The organism is Flavobacterium sp. OHVDL-2026-0007, assembly GCF_059882335.1.
Map to the genome: position 1 here is coordinate 506,490 of NZ_CM187612.1, position 19,617 is coordinate 526,106.

The following is a 19,617-nucleotide window of genomic DNA, read 5'->3' on the forward strand; positions in this document are numbered from 1 at the left end:
TTTTTTTTATAAAGTAAATTGAGCACCTAAAATTACTGTACGTGGCAATGGATAACCTCCTGCAACGGATGTTCCATTTACAGTTGTCTCTGGTGAGAATAGAGTTGATTTACTGAAGTAGCCTAAATTTTGTCCTGTCAAAGTAAGTCTAATGCCTTCAATTTTTAACTTAGTTAATAAATCAGCAGGTAGTGAATAAGATAAACTCACTTCACGGAAAGCTAAATAATCAGCTTTGTTATAGAACATACTTGAGGTACGGAACGTATTGTTTTTGAATAACTGATCCGCCCAGTAGTAAGTTGGATATTTAGCATTAGGGTTCTCAGGGCTCCAAGTATCTTTTACATCTTGTGTTGTATTGAATGTTCCTTGGGCATTACTTAAGAACCAAGATTTAGGTCCGTCGTATTGAACAAATCCTAAAGCATAGTCAAATCGAGAACTAAGTGTGAAACCTTTGTATTTAGCATGGAAACCAAAACCACCTGTTACTTTTGGTACCGTACGACCCATATACTGTCTGTCAAAACTATTGATAATACCATCTCCATTGACATCTTTCCATTTTACATCACCTAATGCAATTGGATAAGCTAAGGCTTTTTGAGCAGGAGTCATAGCGTTAAAAACATCTGGATGTACCAAAGTTTTAGCACCCATTAAATCTTTTAGTTGTAAGGCGTAATCGTCTAATTCAGCCTGAGTTCTGATGATCCCTTCGGCAACAAAAGCATAAGCTACATTTGGATCTTGACCTTCTTGTAAACCATTAACCCAAACTAAATTACCATTGGCATCATACACTTGAGTAGCATTAGTAACATTGTTACCAGGATTTACTACTCTATTGTTTTCTAATCCATTGCTAGGTAATTTTAATATTTTGTTTGTATTGTAGGCAACGTTTGCAGAAACATCTAAAGAGAAATCAGCAGTTTTAACAGCCTTAAAGTTCAATTCTGCCTCAAGACCTCTGTTTTGCATGCTTCCAAGGTTGGTCGTAATGGACGTTAAACCTGAAGTTGCTGGAAGACTAAAAGTAGAAATCTTATCTGTTGTTTTTCTGTTGTAAAAAGCAACAGTAAGATCAAGTTTATTGAATAAACGAGTATCTACACCAAACTCATAAGTCGCTGAACGTTCCCATTTTAAATCAGGAAAAGGAAGGCCGCTTTGTTGAAAACCTACAATTCCGTCATATTTAGCTGGTAAATCGGTAGTGCTATTATACAATTTCCCTGGGCCGTAAATTCCTTGTAAGTCGTAAGCACCAATACTGGCAACATTTCCATTTTCACCGTAACTAGCTCTTAATTTCAAAGTGTTTACTATTTTAGAATCACGTAGGAAGCTTTCCTTATGCATATTCCAACCCACAGATACACCAGGGAAATTACCCCAACGGTTGTTTAGTAATTTAGAGTAACCGTCTCGTCTAGCTGTTAAGGTTAACAGGTATGTTTCGTTAAAATCATAGTTGATACGCGTAAAGAAAGATATGATAGTTTGTTCTGTGTGGAAGGTATCTATTCTTCTTTTGTCTTTATCAGCACTGGTGTATTGTAAATCCATAAAATCATCAGATGGAGCACCTGAACCTGAGGCAGACAATCCTTTTTGATAAATGTTATAATATTCTGTACCCACCATGGCATCCATATGATGTTTGTTGTAGGAAGCATTGTAACTTAAGGCGCCATTATAGGTTTGACTAAAGTCTTTTGCATAGGCTGCACTTGAAGAACGGGTTTTGTTGATGTTGCCTGGACTTTGTAAATAATCTTTGTCGAAAGCTTCATTAAAACTTTCATTATAAAACCAGTTAGCACTAGTTCTGAAGCTTAGGTTTTTTAATAAATCAAATTTGAAAGCCTGAGTCAAAGTAAATTTGTCTGAATTATTTTTACGGATAAATTTGCCATCATTAACCAGAGGGTTACCGTCAGCAGCATCACGCCCAATTAATAGCTCTCCATTAGCATTGGTACCTCTCATTGTAGGAGGGGCTCCTAAAGCACGAGTCAAATAGTTTGCTTCGGTATCAGCTGTGCTTAGACCAGGCCTAGTGGCATCTCTCCATTTGGCATCTGCAAAGTTTACACCAGAAGTAGAAGTTAACCAAGATTTGATTTTATATTCGCCATTAAAAACAAAGGTAAGTCTCTTGTAAAAAGTGTTAATTGGTAAGCCTTGTTCGTCATAAGAACCGAAACCAGCATAATAACTACCTTTCTCATTACCACCAGTCATGGCAATATTTAGATCTTTGGTGATACCTTGAGGTCTAAGTGCATAGTCTTTATAGTTAAAGTCTTTGTACAGAATTTCTTTGTTGGTACCGTTTGGATCGTAAGCTCCCGCTGCATTTGTTTTAACCGGATCGATCATGCTCTGCCATCCTTGACCCAATAGTTCTTGATTGGCAGCATTTCTAAACATCGGGCTCCAAACCGCAGAGGCAGTTTTATTACCATCAAGAATGTTTCCGTTTGCATCTTTATAAAGATTTCCAGTACCAAAAGGACCAGTGGAGTTAAGTTGCGTCAGACGGCTAGGATCATAAGATCCTGAAGTTTGAATAGCTTTTCTGGAGTAAGCTAAATAGTCGCGAGCATCTAGAAAGTCAAAAGGAGTATTTAATGTATTTACACCCAATTTTGAATTTATAGTGATGTTAGAAACACCCGCCTTTCCTTTTTTAGTGGTAATCAAAATTACTCCATTATTGGCTCTAGCACCATAGATAGCAGTCGCCGAAGCGTCTTTTAAAACTTCGATTGAGGCAATATCGTCTTGGTTGATATCACTAAATCCAGTTCTTACAAAACCATCAACCATTACCAAAGGGGATCCTGTACCATTGTATTCTGTACCACCACGTAGAACAATAGTAGGTGAAGCACCTGGTCTTCCTGAAGCCTGCTGTACTCTTAAACCAGGTACAGTTCCAGCTAAAGCCGAAGCAGGATTAGAACGTGTTCCCGTTTCTAATACTCTATTGTCTAGTTTAGATACGGAACCTGTTATTTTTGATTTTTTTTGCGTGCCGTAACCTACGACAATTACTTCATTTAAGTTTTGTCCTGATTCTTTTAAAATAACAGTAATGGTTCCATTTCCAATATTTACTTCTTGCGCATCCATACCAATATAGGAAACAACAATTTTTGTCGCATTATCAGGAACTTCAAGGGTAAAATTACCCGCAAAATCTGTCTGTGTTGAAATAGTAGTTCCTTTGACAATAATATTAGCTCCTGGTAAAGGGTTTCCTGTTGCATCAACTACTGTACCTTTAATTTGTTTTTGTATCAAGGACAATTTAGTTGTAACTGCTTCGTTTTCTACTTTAACTATTCCGTTTATTTCGGATAAATTAAGCGCATGCGTGGACTCTGATGCCGATACCTGTATAGTAAAAGGTATTAAAAATAGGGGAGTCAATTTGATAACGTTCCCGAATTTCGGCGCAAGCCAATAACTTTTCGGCTTGCCTTTTGGTAGTAAATTCATACTTTTGTCATGGTTTGGTTAATAATAATTTTCCTTCGTGGTCATGTTTATTTGTTTTTCCAGTCTATATCCTTAATCTTTAAGGAACTAGCCAGCGATGTTCGTAGCATCTGCTGGTTTTTTTTTGTGAAACAAAAAATATTTGTAAAAGGGGGTTTCCCTTTTTTGTCAAACTAGGGCGCTATTGCGTTTAAAATTTATTTTAATTTTAAACAAGATTCATCTTTTTTCTCTCTCATGTTTTGCTCTTATTTGGTTAATAATTATAAATTTCATTTAAAGTGTTCAGATAAAAACTTCCTTCTTTATATGTATTTGTACTTACTATTATTATTTCTAATGATGTAATAATGTTCAAGACTAACTATTGTTAAAAGGTTGGGGATCCCTTTTTTTGATAGCACTGGTATTTCCATTTTTGTTCTATTGAACTAAAACAATTTCTTAACATTTTAATTAGAAGAAAAGGCGGATGATTTTGAAATAAACCGAGCTATTTGATCTAAAAGATTGTTATCATGTTGTAAAAGTATAAATTTTTTTAATAAATCAAATTAATTATTAAAAAAATTTATTAATTAATATTTAACATTGCTTTTAGTTGCTGAATACGTTGGATAGTAGAGAATTTGTTGAACAATCAGATTTTATTGAAAAAACATTTATATATGTTTTTCCTTACATAGATATACCTATATATCATGTGCACGAGCACATTTTTACTATTTGGGTTGTTTAATTAAAATATTTGGTATAGCTTCGTCAGTATTAAGACAGCAACAAGATTTCGTAAATTTAACTAAATATTAGCTGTTTTTTTTGGACGATTGGGAACAAATGAAAGTGATGAAATGCCTAATTTATTAACGTTTCAAGGTTTGGTAAAGAATTTCATTTGATGAAAAACATCAAAATGATGAGCTGTAAAAAGAGGTATAATCGATAACCTTTTGGTTCTTGGTTTTCTTTATTTCTTATAATAAGGGACACATAACGAATTTGGCTTCTTATGACGACAATGGAGATGCGGTTACCCATTAAGGATAGGATAAACTAAAAGGATTTAGCCTTATGAGTAAGTTAGTACTTACAAAATAACCTTTGAAAAGCTAGGCCATTATGGACTGAAATCCGCTTTTTTAAATGTTTGGACGTACTTTTGGGATAGCTATTTTAAACAGGGTAAATCTTACAATTTAAAATTATAAATAGCTTGGTAATGAGTTTGTTGAGTATAAGAAAGAGTGTTTGTTTACATTATGAGTCACTATATAAATGCATAATGTTACCTAATGCATTTTCTTTTTTGACTAAAACGATAGAGTAAGCTGATCAATAGGTTAAAGATATTCTAACAACTAAATCTGTAAAAGGAATATAATAATTTGTAAAAAATATAAGTATGAAAGATTTTAAAAAAGGCAATTGGTTTTATTTGGTACAGTGTGCGATACTCTTGTTTGCAGGGGTGAATGCCTATGCACAAATTAAATTAAAAATAGTGCCCGATAGTTTGTTTTCTACTTACTATGAACAGCGAGTTTCTCATTTTAGAAGCTTGCCCGAAACAAAAGGGGATATTATTTTTCTTGGAAATAGCATCAGTGATGGAGCAGAATGGGCAGAATTATTTTCTGACCATCGTGTGAAGAATCGTGGTATAAGCGGAGACGTAAGCGCTGGGGTTTTGAACAGAATAGATGAAGTTGTCAATAGAAAACCAGCAAAGGTTTTTTTACTCATCGGTGTTAATGATTTGTCTAGGAATATTTCCACCGATACCATTTTTAAAAATATTACCAAAATCGCTTCTTACTTGAAACAGGAATCTCCTGCGACAAAATTGTATGTGCAAAGTTTGTTACCTGTAAATGAGTATTATAAGAAATTTGGAAGCCATACCAATAAAGGAGAGCAAATCAGGCAGTTAAATGCTAATTTGAAACAACATGCAAACGATTTTCAGTATACCTATATAGATCTACATACTTCCTTTTGTGATGAAAATGGAAAGTTTAAAAAAGAATTGACCAATGATGGTTTGCACCTCAAAGGCGAAGCTTATTTAAAATGGAAGCATTTAGTTTTCCCCTATGTGTTTGATTTGGAAGCAAAACCTGCTTTATTGCCCAAGCCACAGCAGTTAAAATGGAATGCAGGCACTTTTTCCCTGGCTTCACCAACCACAATTCTGGTGGATGATTCGGCTTTAGCCAAGGAAGGTTTGGTTTTGAAAAAAGCTATGGAGGAAAAAGGATTGCAGGTGAAATTAGGAAAGAAAGGCTCGGGAGCAGCTCATTATATAGAACTTCGTTTAGGAACTGTAACGACAGCTGTAAATCAATCAGAGGCCTACGAGTTGGAAGCAACTGTGGATAAAATAATACTTACCGCCAATACGGCTCAGGGCGTATATAATGGTATTCAAACTTTATTGCAGTTAATGCGTGACAATACTTATGTAGATGCTGTTGAAATCAAGGATTGGCCTGCCTTTGCGTGGCGCGGATTTATGGTTGATGTTGGAAGAAATTTTCAATCGATGAAACTCTTAAAACAACAAATTGATGTGATGGCCGCTTATAAATTAAACGTTTTTCATTTTCATTTTACCGAGGATATTGCTTGGCGTTTGGAAAGTAAGTTGTATCCGCAGTTAACGGCACCAGAAAATATGCTTCGAGATAAAGGCGAGTATTATACCGAGAGTGATTTAAAAGAGTTAATTGCTTATTGTAAAGAACGTCACATCACTTTAATTCCTGAAATTGATGTACCGGGGCATAGTGCAGCATTTGAACGTGCGATGAAAGTGGGAATGCAAAGTGATGCGGGCTTAGAAATTGTAAAAAACATCATGAAAGAATTTTGTGCTACTTATGATGTACCGTATTTGCATTTAGGTGCTGATGAAGTAAAAATCACCAATCAGAAATTTTTGCCAGAAGTGATTGCTCTAGTAGAGCGTTTAGGAAAAAAAGTGATTGGATGGGAACCAGGGGGAAATTTTAGTGATGGGGTCATTCGTCAGCTTTGGATGGAAGGTGCAACAAGTGTGAGTAAGAATAAAAATATAAAGTATGTCGATTCAAGACATTTGTATTTAAACCATATGGATCCCTTAGAAAGTGTAGTGACTATTTTTAATCGCCAAATATGTAATTTAACACAGGGTAACGAAAATGCATTAGGGGGAATTGTATGTGTATGGAATGATAGAGCCGTGGCCAATGAAGAAGATGTAATGACGATGAATCCGGTCTATCCTGGTATGTTGGCTTTTGCAGAACGTAGTTGGCAAGGCGGTGGATACGCGGGTTGGACGGCAATCATCGGGCAACTGGAAAGCGAAAAGGCTAAAGCCTTTATCGAATTTGAAAACCGTTTGTTGGATCAAAAAAAGCAATATTTTAAAAACTTAGCTTTTAATTATGTGAAGCAATCCAATTTAGTTTGGGATCTTTATGGACCTTTTGACAACAAAGGTGATTTAAGTAAAACTTTTGCACCTGAAAAAGGAAACTTTAATGCCTCAAAAGAAAAAGCAACGTACAAAGTTACGGGAGGGACCATAGTGATGAGACATTGGTGGGCGCCACTAATTTCGGGTGTGATCGAACAACCAAAAGAAAACACCACTTGGTACGCTCAAACACAAATTTGGAGTGAAGAAGATAAAGAACAAGAATTTTGGATTGGTTTTAATAATTTTTCTCGTTCCATGAACACCGATTCTCCAAATGCTGGCACTTGGAATACTTTAAATAGTGCAGTTAGGGTAAATGGTAAGTTGATGAGTCCTCCACTTTGGAAACACGCAGGTCAAAAAGGAAATTTAGAAATACCTTTAATTGATGAAGGATATGAATTTAGAGAACCAATGAAAATTAGCTTAAAAAAGGGATGGAATTTGGTTCAAGTAAAATTGCCAGTAGCTTCGTTTAAAGGACAAAATTGGCAGAATCCAGTAAAATGGATGTTCACTTTTGTACCTATAAGTGAATAAGTGATTTTCTTGAAAAAACCTGTACTTCATGAGGTTATATGTGATATCGGTAAAATTACTTGTTTGAACTTGTAAAATTACGTAAATTTGATCAAAAACAAAACTATGGCAACTTTACAAGGCACTAAGAAAGCTGCAAAGCTTGAAATTCCAAAAATTGGTAACCCGAGAACTGTGCGTCATTTTTTAGAAGAACATACTATCGGTTCTACTTACTTCAATGCATTGAAATCCGTTTCAACTTTGAATGATAGTGTAGTTTCTGATTGGTTGCATATTAGTTCTAAAACATATCAAACTTATAGAAAGGAAGGAGTTCTGTCTAAAGAAAACACTCAAGAGCATGTCGTTTTGTTACTTGCCTTGTATCAACATGGTGAAGAAGTTTTCGAAACAAGTGAGAATTTTGATAAATGGTTAATTTCGCCCAATTTTTATTTATACAATAAAGCACCTAAAGATTATTTAGGAACGATCACAGGAATTAAAATTATTGACGATCGACTAACTGCAATAGAATTTGGTGATAATATTTAGGCTATGAATGTATATAGAATAAGTAGCACTAAATATTTGAAAGAATTGACTGCATCAGGAGCAGAAAATAGGTGGAATAAAGAAAATGAATATGTAATATATACTGGTGGCAGTCGTTCTCTGTCTACCCTTGAACTTGTTGTTCATAGAGCAGCAATAAAAATTACAATTCCATATAAACTAATGGTGATTTCTATTGCAGATGAACCCGAATTAATAAAAGAGGTAGGAAGTGACTTGCCTAGCAATTGGAGAACGGAGGCTGCTTATAGTGTTCTTCAGGAATTAGGGTCGAAGTGGTATCAAGAGAAAGAAAGTTTAGTTTTGAAAGTGCCCTCAGCACTAATTCCCCAGGAGAGTAATTTTGTAATAAATACTAGGCATCCTTTATTCTTCTCAAAAGTTTTATTGGTAGAACAAGAAGATTATATTTGGGACGCTAGGCTTTTGTAAAGAACAAATACGTAAAGATGGATAATCCAAAGACATATTTGATCAGTGGTTCAATCCAAAATAATCTTACGTACTGTATTTGGTCCTGTAATTAGATCAATGTAATCAATATCCGCTATAAAAAACAGGGAGAATCTTGCTTAAGTTTTACAGTAAGCGTTTCTTTGACTGGTAAAAGTAGTATTATAACCTGTATGTAATATTTAAATTTAATTATGTGCCTGTCCCAGTTCCTATATCATTGATTATTGGCAGGGCGCATAAAAGAAAATCATATGCTCAAACTCGGAGTAATAAGTGGTGTTTGTCGTAGATCAGTCTTAGTCGTTAATTAAAAGTACAGTAGAATGGCTTTAACTTTGGGAAAATGTAAGGCGGTCTATTATAACAACTATTTTATGATGTTAGTGATGGAAAACTGTGTCAATACGACAGATTTAGTTAAATAAGAAATAATAAGATAATCCATCATAATAATTGAATTGTCCATTCTTTTTTATGAATGCTTGAAATAATTTCGATTGTGCGAAATAACTTAAATTATTCCCTTGTGAATAAGGATAAAAAAGAGCGCAAGCAGGTATTCTATAATAACAAACGTCGAAGTTAGGTGAGAGACAATGTCGTTTTATTGCAGAAAAAAAATGATTATTTTTTAATGAAAAAAGCAATTAATGATTGAAGATGCCAACCAACAGATTTTGTTGTATTTACCCAAAGATTTTAAAAGAAAAGAAGAGACTCGTATCCACGTAAGTTCCTTCGAAAGAGATCTCATTAGAAAAAGTAAAATTTTTGATGTGATCGATCAGTGATGTCTACCAAAAAACAGCTGTTACGTAGCCATGGTATAGTGCTCTTTATAGGTAAGTTCTCTTAGTTATAAATAGGCGACTGTCTGTGCTGTGTATCGGTAAGCCCCTATCGTATTTCCCTATTTTTTTTCAGCATTAAAGCATTGGATGATTTTCTATGTTTTAAAGTTAAACGCGTGTAATGCAGTGATGTATAATGCGATTATAAACCAAAAAAACTAACTAATTAACGAGCGTCAATTAAATTTTGAAACAATTTTTATGAATAGAACAATTACATTTATGAAGTTTACAACCAGCAGTAAAGTCTATCTTTTGCTTATGTTTTGCTTTTTTAGCCTTTTGGGAAATGCGCAAAGTAAAATAACCATTAAGGGAAAACTTATTGACAAAGAAACGTCAAGACCAATAGAGGAAGCAACAGTCTATATTACGACAGTTAAAGATTCCACCATTATAGATTATACCGTTACCGATAAAAGTGGAATTTTTAAGTTCGAAATTAAAAAGATTGGCGTTCCTTTCTTTTTGAAAACAGATGCTTTAGGTTATAAAACGCATAAAATCAAAGAAAACGCTCTTGGCGAAAGCAAGGACTTTGGTGTTTTTTCTCTTTTGAAAGAAGAAATAGTACTTTCGGAAGTGGTGATTAAAAGCGAAGCACCGCCGGTTAGAATCAAGAAAGATACTTTGGAATTTAATGCAAAATCGTTTAAAGTTCGCCCTGATGCGAATGTGGAGGCTTTAATTCGACAGTTGCCAGGTGCGTCTATTGATGAGAATAAGAAAATTACCATCAATGGAAAAGAAGTAGATAAGATTTTGGTTAATGGGAAACCGTTTTTTAGCGAAGACGGAAAAATAGCACTTCAAAATCTATCAGCGGATATGATTAAGAAAGTGCAGGTTTCCAATACCAAAACCAAGGAAGAAGAAATGAGTAAACAAGCGTCAACTTCGAATACTGCGACAATCAACTTAACTTTGGCGGAAGATAAAAACAAAGGAATTTTCGGAAAATTCATGGGGGGCTACGGTACTGATGACCGTTATGAAACTAGCGGAATTGGTAGTTACTTCAAAAACAAGCGACGTATTACGGCTATTGCATCATCGAACAATATCAATGCAACTGGATTTTCGATGGATGATGTTTTTGACAATATGGGAGGAGGTCGAAATAATGGGGGTATGAGATATAGCGGTAGTTATGGTAATAATGCTCCTCCATCGGGGATTACTCGTTCGACTACCTTTGGGGTGAACTATGATGACGAATGGATAAAAAATTTGAATACGCATACCTCTTATAATTATAAGAATTTGAACAATGAAAATAGCAATAGAACCTCTAGGTCAGATTTTTTGCCAACAGGAAACATTTTCACCACTTCAGAGAGCAAAAGTAATCAAGAGACAGAATCGCATAATGTGGCAACGGAATTTGAGTATAAGGTCAATGACAAGACCACAATTTACATGAATCCTAGTTTTGCAAAATCAACTGGTACTAGTAATGCTAGCTATGAGGGGACTGCACGAGATGATAACAATAATTTGCTGAATGAGAACAGTAATAAAACAAGTTCTTCTACTGATTCAGGAAATTTTAATAACTGGATGGGCCTTTACAAAGGATTCAAGAAAAAAGGACGATATCTTAATGTTGGCATGAACAATAGTAACTCGAAATCTGACGGTAATTCCATCAACAATTCACAAACCTTATTTTTTCAAGACACAACACCTGATGATATCCGAAACCAAAATGTGCTTTCGAAAAGAACAAGTGATAATATCGGTTTCAATGCGCAATTTTCGGAACCTGTAAGCGATTCTTTGTCGTTAATGGTTGGGGTTAGGACAAGTTTCAATAAGAGCAAAGAAGAGATCAATACTTTTGATTTTGATACGGCAACGGATAGGTATTCGGATAAAAATGACCTGTTGTCTAATCATTTTGATTCGAAATCAAACCGCGTTTCTCCCTTTGCTGGATTGATGGTGCGTAAAAAGAATCTTTGGATGTATCTGTCGGTAGGAACTTATTTTCTTCAGGCTGATTATCATTCTAATTATTTAAATAAGAACACTAATTTAACCAGAAACTTTGGTCTTCCAGAAGCAAATATCAACTTGAACTATACTTTCCAGAAAACAAAAAACTTTTATGGATACTATTCTCGAAATTATACTTTACCTACTGCTGCTCAGATTTTGCCTGTAGAAAATCTGGCTAATCCCTTAAATACGGTGATAGGAAATAGTGATTTGGAGATAGGAAAAAACCACTATGCCAATATTAATTTTGGAAGTCGTAATACGGCAAACCAAACAAACCTTTCGATCTTTTCAAATGTAAACTATAGGGACCGTGACATTGCTTCTAGTACCGTTTATGATGAAAATGGAAAGCAAAAAACAACTTATGTTAATATTTCAGGAAATTACAATGTTAACCTTGGCAGTAACTGGGATAAGACAGTGAAGAAAGAAAGCAATACTTACAAATATTCATTTAGACTTAATGGAGGCTTTGATTATCAAAAAGGATTTACCAATGCAGAATTGTTTACAGCTCAAATAAAAAGTTTATCTCCAACAGTTTCTTTCTCCTATGATTATGGAACATTTTTCACGCTTCGTCCTTCTTATACTTTTGCCTACAGAAAAACGGATTATAGCAATTATAGAATAGAAGAGACTTCAAACAGGGAACACAATATTAAGTTAGAGGCGACCAATTACATTTACAAACAATGGGTGTTTGGAAATGATTTTAGCTATAATTACAACTCGAATATATCGGGAGGTTTCAAAAAGGATTTTTATCTATGGAACACTAGTTTGTCGTATAAAACCAAAGAGGATACCTGGATTTTCAAATGCAAAGTTTATGATATTCTAGACCAAAACCAAAGCGCTACGCGTACCATAACAGCAACCTCGATAGTGGATGCTCAAAACACTGTTTTAAAGCGCTATGCTATGTTTTCAGTGACGTTCAAATTCAAGAAATTTGGAACTAAACTAGAACCAGTAGAGGTGAAATAAATAGGTTCTTTACTAAAATAAATAGGGTTTGACTTTTCATTAAAGTTAAACCCTATTTTGTTATCATTTATTTTAGAATAAGCTAAAAAGAACGATTAAATTTCGATTTCACTTCCCATTAAGGGAACACGGCATTTAAAGCCGTAGGTGTTTTGAATTTTAATTCGCAATTCGTCAGCTGGTAGGTTTTCCCCATGTACTAAATAAACGCATTTTGGAGCATTTTCAAGGGCAGAAAGCCAGTTCAGTAGGTCTTGTTGATCCCCATGAGCGGAGAGTCCTTCTATTTGAAAAATGTTGGCCTTTACATTATAATATTTTCCATATATTTTTATGGCATCAGTACCTTCTAAGAGTTTTCTTCCACGTGTACCTTCGGCTTGATAACCTACAAATATGACCGTCGTATTTTTAATGCCAATATAATGTTCAAAGTACGATAGTACACGTCCTCCGGTCACCATACCACTAGCTGCAATGATTACTTTGGGTTGTGGATCTCCAATAATTCGGACGGTTTCATCGTACTCAGAGACAATGCTAAACATGCTACACATTTCATGACAGTCATTAACCGAGAGTTTATGCCATTGTAAATTTTCTAAAAATACGTGCAAGGCATTAGCGCCCATTGGTGTATCCAATATATATGGAATATTGGGAATTCTCCCTTCTTTTTTAAGTTGCCATATTAAAAACATGATCGATTGCGCACGCTCTACCGCAAATCCCGGAATGATTACCGTTCCTTTCTGCTCTATAGTGGTATTGATAAGTTTCGCTAGTTCTTGCTTTACATCTAGATCAGGATGTAATCGATCTCCATAGGTGCTCTCCAGAAAGAGATAATCACCCTTAGTAGGTTTTGTTGGAGGAAACATCAAAACATCATCATCTCGACCGATGTCACCAGAGAAAACCAAAGTTTTGCCTTCAAGAGTCACGGTAATGGTACAGGCACCTATGATATGCCCTGCCGTTTCAAAAACGGCGGAGATATCTGGGGCAACCTCTATAGATTTCTTTGGTGGTATGTCTTTGAAAAAAGGAAAAACGTTTTGAGCTTGCTCTACCGTGTAGAGTGGTTCTGGGTGCTCATGTTTGGAATACTGTTCCTCGTTGGCTTTACTAGCTTCCTCTTCTTGAATTTTAGCACTGTCTAACAGGACTAATTTAGCAATGGACTTGGTCGGACTCGTGCAATATATTTTCCCAGTAAAGCCTTGATCTATAAGGCGAGGTAGCCAACCACAGTGGTCTAGGTGACCATGGGTCAGTAGGACACAATCTATGGTGGAGGGTAAAATGGGTAAGGGGTCCCAGTTGTATTCTCTTAGGGATTTAATACCTTGAAAAAGTCCACAATCAATTAGTATTCTAGTGTCGTTGCTTTCTATGAGGGTTTTTGAACCGGTAACAGTTCCTGCACCTCCTATAAATTTAATTTTCATCTTAAATAAGTTTACAAATTTGTGAGGCTTCGCGCAATACATTTTTGATCCGGTTTTCACTAAGTCCAATTTGATAAAGGCTTTGTGAATTGTCAGTAAGATCTTTTACCAGTATTTGGTCCAGCATAAGCAATTGCTCTTTTTCAACCATAGATAAAGTAGTGAGACAGGTGATTGGATATAGGGCTCCTTTGTCTATTTTGTCCTTAATGTTGTTGTATTGGGGATAATCCCAACTTAAGAGTGAGAGTCCGCTGCAAGTAGCAAAATCTTGGGCATCTTTTGTAAATCGGTTGTTGGTTACAATAATGCAGGAACTAATGATTTCACTATTGGAAAAAATAGTGTGCTGCCTTGCTTTAAGATCATTAAAACGAGAGAGAATGTACATGGGAACTTTTACATCTGAAGAGCCATCTCTACTACCATGAAATTTACATTCCACCATGGCTATCATATCATCCTTTAGAATAGCAATATCAACTTCATGTGATACACATCTTCCCTGCAGGGTTAAGTTAGTTTTGGTGCTAAATCCATCTGCTTCAAATAATCTGGCGATGAATTTTTCAAAGTAAAATCCTGCTGGTCCAAGCATTTGTAATGCCAATCTAATATTGTAGCGTGCTGCATGTCCCTTCGATCCTTTTTTTAAAGTAGAAAAAGCCAGTTTGTATATTTCTTTGGTGGTAATACCATCATACATGCGCTTTTCTATTTCAGCCAAGGATTCATTTATAAGATCTGCAGTGGCTCCCGATTTTTCAAGAGACAGTCTTAGTTTTCTTTTATCGAAAGGTACTTTGTGGCCTGAATGCTTCGTTATTTTCATAATTGACAATAGGTTATGTCAACTGATCTGGTTTACTTGATTTGGATCAGTTGATGTTGAATTATACTTGTTGTATGTAACAATAAAACTTGCTTTTGGCATTTGATCATTACAATTCAGTTCATCAGTACGCTAGGATTTCTATTTATGGATTACATAGTAATAGTCCTTTTTTGTTACAAACACCAATCTTAATTGGTTGATTCTTTGTTAGTAGGCAAAATCGGTCAGGGCGTAAACAATAGAAACAGATTTATTTTAAACTTATACAAGCCTGGTTACGATTTAGGTAGTCTGTTTGTAAAACAATGGAGGTAATCTTCTTTCTTTTGATTGTGCTGATTCCATTGCTTTTATTTTTAATAACTTTTTGAAAATGGACGGTTTTTCTGGTGAAAACAAATCATTGTACTAACAAATTTCGGAAAATGTTTTTGATAATCAATGTTTTATAGGCTTGATTTTATGTGATAGCGTTATTTCAACCCAATGATTAAGCATTTCATTGCGCTAGAGGAGTTTTGTGTTAGATAGGGATATAGTACAATGCTATCGAATATGGGTTATGCCGGAGAGAAAACACTAGTTTAGGCATGCAAATTAGGATTTAAATGTTAAGATTTGTAAATTAGATTGTAGTTTTAACGCATTGAAGGTTAGATTTATACATGATGAATTAGTAGGGGTAGAGAAAACTTAACGATTTTAATAATTTACGCAATGAAAACAAAATTAAATTTAAGGATTGGTCTGCTTTTTCTAATGATAATTATTCTTTCGTTAGTAAGTGCGTATTATAATTTTTCGATTGAAAAAAATACAAAAAACATTTTAGAGGCCAATTATAATACTTTGGAGTACTCAAGAAACATGCTTCTTTCCCTAGATGAAATTAATTTGGATAAAGAAAAAGCTATCGTTGTATTTGAAGCTAATCTGAATAAGCAAATAGGGAATATTACGGAATCCGGTGAAGATAAGGTAACCTATAATGTACGGAATCGTTTCAATTCTTTGAAGAAAAACCAGAATGATGAACTCTTAAAAAGTCAAATTCGTCAAGATATTTTTCAAATTATGAAATTGAATATGACGGCTATCGAAAAGAAAAATGATTTGGTCAAACATACTACTGAAACGGCTAATTTTTGGATCGCCATTTTAGGTATTTTTAGTTTCTTAATTGCTTTTAGTGTGGTGATGCAGTTGCGAGATGCTCTCGATAAAAAAACATATCTTAAAAAATAAATAGTAGGGTGCCAAATTTGATTAGACGTTATTAAGTATCTAAATTTAGCGTTATAGATAACCGTATTTCTCTTTCTTATTAAGGGGGGATTTTAACCAAATCTCTTTGATTTGGAAACGACGTGGTATGTGCAAACTTTTGAAGTATTTGATCAATCTTTTCTTGATTGATTTTTTTTATTCTTCTATTTTTTTGATTGCCCTAAGTGCTAATCCAAAAGCATGGGTAAAGGTCCTTTGTTCGGTTTCTTCTATCGCCTATTCTTTTCTGCCTATGTCTATTTTAAGGGACTAGACAAGTGGGTGAGCTGTTTCTTATATCCAACTCGGTTTGTATTGATTTTGCATAATGGCAATTATTAAGTAGATAAAGATAATATTGAATTATTAAATATAGTTTGGTTATTCTAATTTTCAATTTGCAAAACTGAGTTAATTTAATAAAATAATTATGAATTTGGTAGTGCAGTAAAATGCTTTGAAGAGTAGTTGATTTAGAAAACAAAGGGAGAGATTTCAATCAAGTATAGGCAAAAGCGTGGTTAGTATTCTAATTTATAAAAAAACCAAAAAACCAACAGAACATGAAAGCAAAACTTATTACCTTATTAATAGCGGTTTTAATCAGCTCGCAGGCAATAGCGCAAAAGGACTTTTTAAAAGAAAGTAAAGTCGATAAAGACAAACGAATGGAATGGTGGAAAGATGGAACTTTCGGTATGTTTATCCATTGGGGATTATACTCGGTACCTGCAGGACGCTATCAGGGAAAAGTTTCCACAGCGGAGTGCGCAGAATGGATTATGAATGACGAGAAAATACCAGTTTCGGAGTACGAGAAGTTTGCGGATGTGTTTGATCCGGTTAAGTTTGATGCTAAAAAATGGGTGTCCATCGCTAAAAAAGCAGGTGTAAAGTATATTGTTATAACTTCGAAACACCATGATGGTTTTTCTTTGTGGGACTCCAAGGTATCGGATTATACGATGACAAAAGCCACGCCTTTTAAACGTGACATTTTAAAAGAGTTGAGTGCTGAGTGTAAAAAGCAAGGAATCCGTTTTTGTACTTATCATTCTATTATGGATTGGCATCATCCGGATGCTAACGGGAAGAATCCAACTGACTGGGTTAAATACAGAGAAGAATTTCTTAAACCGCAATTGGCTGAAATTATCAACAACTATCATCCAGGTGTTATGTGGTTCGATGGGGAATGGACTGATAAATGGACTGAGGATCAGGGAAAAGACTTGTATAACTTTTTAAGGAATTTGGATCCCAATCTAATTGTCAATAATCGAGTAGGAAAGGGACGCAGCGGAATGCAAGGCATGAATAAAACTGAGGATGCTGTAGGGGATTTTGGAACTCCTGAGCAAGAGATTTTAGGGAAAGCCAGTGACCTAGATTGGGAATCATGTATGACCATGAATAAATCGTGGGGCTTTAAGCAGGATGATCATAATTGGAAATCGGCAGATATGCTTATTCACAACATTACTGAAATTGTGGGTAAAGGGGGAAATTATTTACTAAACGTTGGCCCAACAGCTCTAGGAGAAATACCTGCAGAAAGCGTTGAACGTCTGGCAGAAATAGGGAAGTGGTTGGACAAAAACGGGGAAGCTGTTTATGGAAACAAAAAAGGCTTGTCAAAAGAGAACTATCAGGGGTATTCGACAATCTCAAAAGATGGAGGCAATCTTTATTTGTTCGTTGACTCTAAATCTACCCAACCAGTGGTATTGAAAGGATTAACGGATAAGGTTGTATCTGTAAAAGTGCTATCCAACAATAGCCAATTGAAATTTAGTAAATCCGGTGATGCATTATCGACAGTCATTCCTGGGAAGGACTTAGGACAGTACATTACTGTATTGAAAGTTAAATTGCAGAAATAAGCAGTGTTCTTATTATCGAAAAAACGGTAAAAAAAACACTAATGATGAATCTATGATAATTAGTACTCAATGGGTTTGATGAATTTTGTGTCCAATAAGGGAACCATAAGCGGGGGTTGTTTGGTATACCAAGAAAGAGACGAAAGATTGAACCCAGTAGTACTATGTTTTTGCTGGAAAGGCGGAAAGAACACAAATGAATAATCATAAAAAATAAGACGCATATGAGGAAGATAGTATTAGCGCTCTTGATTGGACTCGGATTTGCGATGGGGACTCCAAGTAGTTTGGTAAAAAGAAAAGCAACTTTAGTGACGTCAACTCAAAAGGCCCCTTGGGTATACCAACCTTCAGTGAATAGTAGTAACAACACTATCGATGTCGCAATTACTATTGATACAAAAAATACGCAGCAAACCATTAATGGTTTTGGTACTTGTTTTAATGAACAAGGATGGACATCGCTCTCTGAACTTAATGATAGGGACCGAAAGGCAATATTCAATGAGCTTTTTGCTCCTGGTGTCGGAGCCAATTTTACCATCTGCAGGATGCCTTTGGGAGCAAATGATTTCTCTTTAGATTGGTATTCTTACAATGAAAAAGCAGGTGATTTCAATATGGAAAATTTTTCAATAGAGAATGATACCAGAACTTTAATTCCTTTTATAAAAAGTGCACAACAAGTAAATCCAAATCTTAAAATTTGGGCATCACCTTGGAGTCCTCCTTCCTGGATGAAGACCAATAAACATTATGCCTCAGTTTCGCTTAAGAAGGAAGTGAATACCCAATACAACAATGGACTGCCAGTTGAACGACAAGGTAAAGAGGGAACAGATATGTTTATTCAACAAGATCAATATTTGAAAGCTTACGCGTTATATTTTTCTAAATTTATTGATGCTTATAAAGCTCAGGGCATTAAAATATTCGCTGTAATGCCGCAAAACGAATTTAATTCACCTCAGGTTTTTCCAAGTTGTTGTTGGACCCCCAAAGGATTATCTACTTTTATAGGTCGTTATCTAGGTCCGGCGATGAGTAAAAAAGGGGTGGACGTGTTATTAGGTACGATGGAACGTCCTGATCCGACTTTGGTAGAAACGATTTTAAAGGACTCAAAAAGCCGTCAGTATATTAAAGGTGTCGGTTTTCAGTGGGCTGGCAAGGAGGCATTGCCTTTTATTAATGAAAAATATCCTAATCTTAAATTGTATCAATCAGAACAAGAGTGTGGTGATGGCGCCAATAACTGGGCAGGTACACTTCATTCTTGGGATTTGATGAAACAATACTTGAATAATGGTGTTTCGGTCTATGAATATTGGAATACTTCTTTACTTAAAGGAGGAATCAGCCGTTGGGGATGGGCTCAAAATTCTTTGGTAGTGGTGGATAGTGTGACGCAGTCATTCTTTTATACACCGGAATATTATTTAATGAAACATGTGAGTCATTTCGTTAAACCGGGAGCGAAGAAGATTAAAACTGGCGGTACAAATAGTGAGGTTTTGGCATTTATTAATCTGGATAAAAGTGTAGCAATTGTTTTGGCTAACCGTTTAAATGTGGATAAACAGCTAAAAATACAAGTAGATAAACAATCCTATTTGGTGGATTTAAAGGCTAATTCATTCAGCACACTTAGTATTAAGTAAAATCAATAAGCAGATATGTATTCTCTTTGTTTTAATTGTACCTGTTGTTGGAGCGTCAAATTGGTTAATGTATGGTAATTTTTGGTTAGCAATTTTAGTTATATTTGAAGAGAGGTTGACAAATCAGGGAGAATAGTTTT

Annotated in this window: 10 protein-coding genes; 7 read left to right on the forward strand and 3 right to left on the reverse strand. The window is 35.1% G+C overall.

Features of this window, described 5'->3' with window-relative positions:
• Positions 1 to 6: 6 nt before the first annotated feature.
• Complete coding sequence (locus tag AC51AA_RS02105) at positions 7 to 3,516, reverse strand: SusC/RagA family TonB-linked outer membrane protein (RefSeq protein ID WP_500704095.1); 3,510 nt, start codon at positions 3,514 to 3,516, stop codon at positions 7 to 9.
• Between the two features lie 1,402 nt (positions 3,517 to 4,918).
• Here AC51AA_RS02105 and AC51AA_RS02110 point away from each other — a divergent pair.
• The 4 genes from AC51AA_RS02110 (at position 4,919) to AC51AA_RS02125 (ending at position 12,381) form a co-directional block, all read left to right on the forward strand.
• Positions 4,919 to 7,522 (forward strand): family 20 glycosylhydrolase, encoded by a 2,604-nt coding sequence (locus AC51AA_RS02110; protein ID WP_500704096.1) that lies wholly within the window; start codon positions 4,919 to 4,921, stop codon positions 7,520 to 7,522.
• A gap of 105 nt (positions 7,523 to 7,627) precedes the next feature.
• Positions 7,628 to 8,059 carry an Xre family toxin-antitoxin system antitoxin gene (locus AC51AA_RS02115; RefSeq protein WP_500704097.1) on the forward strand — a complete coding sequence of 144 codons (432 nt, stop codon included), beginning with the start codon at positions 7,628 to 7,630 and terminating at the stop codon, positions 8,057 to 8,059.
• A 3-nt stretch (positions 8,060 to 8,062) separates the two neighbouring features.
• On the forward strand, positions 8,063 to 8,512 hold the full coding sequence (locus AC51AA_RS02120; protein ID WP_500704098.1) for an RES family NAD+ phosphorylase: 450 nt from the start codon (positions 8,063 to 8,065) through the stop codon (positions 8,510 to 8,512).
• A 1,076-nt stretch (positions 8,513 to 9,588) separates the two neighbouring features.
• Positions 9,589 to 12,381: an outer membrane beta-barrel protein gene (locus AC51AA_RS02125; protein ID WP_500704099.1), complete on the forward strand. Its 2,793-nt coding sequence runs from the start codon at positions 9,589 to 9,591 to the stop codon at positions 12,379 to 12,381.
• Between the two features lie 95 nt (positions 12,382 to 12,476).
• Here AC51AA_RS02125 and AC51AA_RS02130 read toward each other — a convergent pair whose 3' ends face one another.
• Positions 12,477 to 13,832 carry an MBL fold metallo-hydrolase gene (locus AC51AA_RS02130; protein ID WP_500704100.1) on the reverse strand — a complete coding sequence of 452 codons (1,356 nt, stop codon included), beginning with the start codon at positions 13,830 to 13,832 and terminating at the stop codon, positions 12,477 to 12,479.
• Between the two features lies 1 nt (position 13,833).
• Positions 13,834 to 14,664: an ATP cone domain-containing protein gene (locus tag AC51AA_RS02135; protein WP_500704101.1), complete on the reverse strand. Its 831-nt coding sequence runs from the start codon at positions 14,662 to 14,664 to the stop codon at positions 13,834 to 13,836.
• A gap of 720 nt (positions 14,665 to 15,384) precedes the next feature.
• On the opposite strand from AC51AA_RS02135, the gene AC51AA_RS02140 reads away from it, so the two are divergent.
• The 3 genes from AC51AA_RS02140 (at position 15,385) to AC51AA_RS02150 (ending at position 19,477) form a co-directional block, all read left to right on the forward strand.
• Complete coding sequence (locus AC51AA_RS02140) at positions 15,385 to 15,912, forward strand: hypothetical protein (protein WP_500704102.1); 528 nt, start codon at positions 15,385 to 15,387, stop codon at positions 15,910 to 15,912.
• A gap of 584 nt (positions 15,913 to 16,496) precedes the next feature.
• The gene (locus tag AC51AA_RS02145) at positions 16,497 to 17,816 is read left to right on the forward strand and encodes an alpha-L-fucosidase (protein WP_500704103.1); all 1,320 of its coding nucleotides are present in this window, start codon (positions 16,497 to 16,499) and stop codon (positions 17,814 to 17,816) included.
• Between the two features lie 224 nt (positions 17,817 to 18,040).
• The gene (locus AC51AA_RS02150) at positions 18,041 to 19,477 is read left to right on the forward strand and encodes a glycoside hydrolase family 30 protein (protein ID WP_500704104.1); all 1,437 of its coding nucleotides are present in this window, start codon (positions 18,041 to 18,043) and stop codon (positions 19,475 to 19,477) included.
• Positions 19,478 to 19,617: the final 140 nt, after the last annotated feature.

Coding starts and splice junctions, on each gene's coding strand:
- AC51AA_RS02105 (WP_500704095.1), bottom strand. CDS start 3,516: ATGAATTTACTACCAAAAGGCAAGCCGAAAAGTTATTGGCTTGCGCCG.
- AC51AA_RS02110 (WP_500704096.1), top strand. CDS start 4,919: ATGAAAGATTTTAAAAAAGGCAATTGGTTTTATTTGGTACAGTGTGCG.
- AC51AA_RS02115 (WP_500704097.1), top strand. CDS start 7,628: ATGGCAACTTTACAAGGCACTAAGAAAGCTGCAAAGCTTGAAATTCCA.
- AC51AA_RS02120 (WP_500704098.1), top strand. CDS start 8,063: ATGAATGTATATAGAATAAGTAGCACTAAATATTTGAAAGAATTGACT.
- AC51AA_RS02125 (WP_500704099.1), top strand. CDS start 9,589: ATGAATAGAACAATTACATTTATGAAGTTTACAACCAGCAGTAAAGTC.
- AC51AA_RS02130 (WP_500704100.1), bottom strand. CDS start 13,832: ATGAAAATTAAATTTATAGGAGGTGCAGGAACTGTTACCGGTTCAAAA.
- AC51AA_RS02135 (WP_500704101.1), bottom strand. CDS start 14,664: ATGAAAATAACGAAGCATTCAGGCCACAAAGTACCTTTCGATAAAAGA.
- AC51AA_RS02140 (WP_500704102.1), top strand. CDS start 15,385: ATGAAAACAAAATTAAATTTAAGGATTGGTCTGCTTTTTCTAATGATA.
- AC51AA_RS02145 (WP_500704103.1), top strand. CDS start 16,497: ATGAAAGCAAAACTTATTACCTTATTAATAGCGGTTTTAATCAGCTCG.
- AC51AA_RS02150 (WP_500704104.1), top strand. CDS start 18,041: ATGAGGAAGATAGTATTAGCGCTCTTGATTGGACTCGGATTTGCGATG.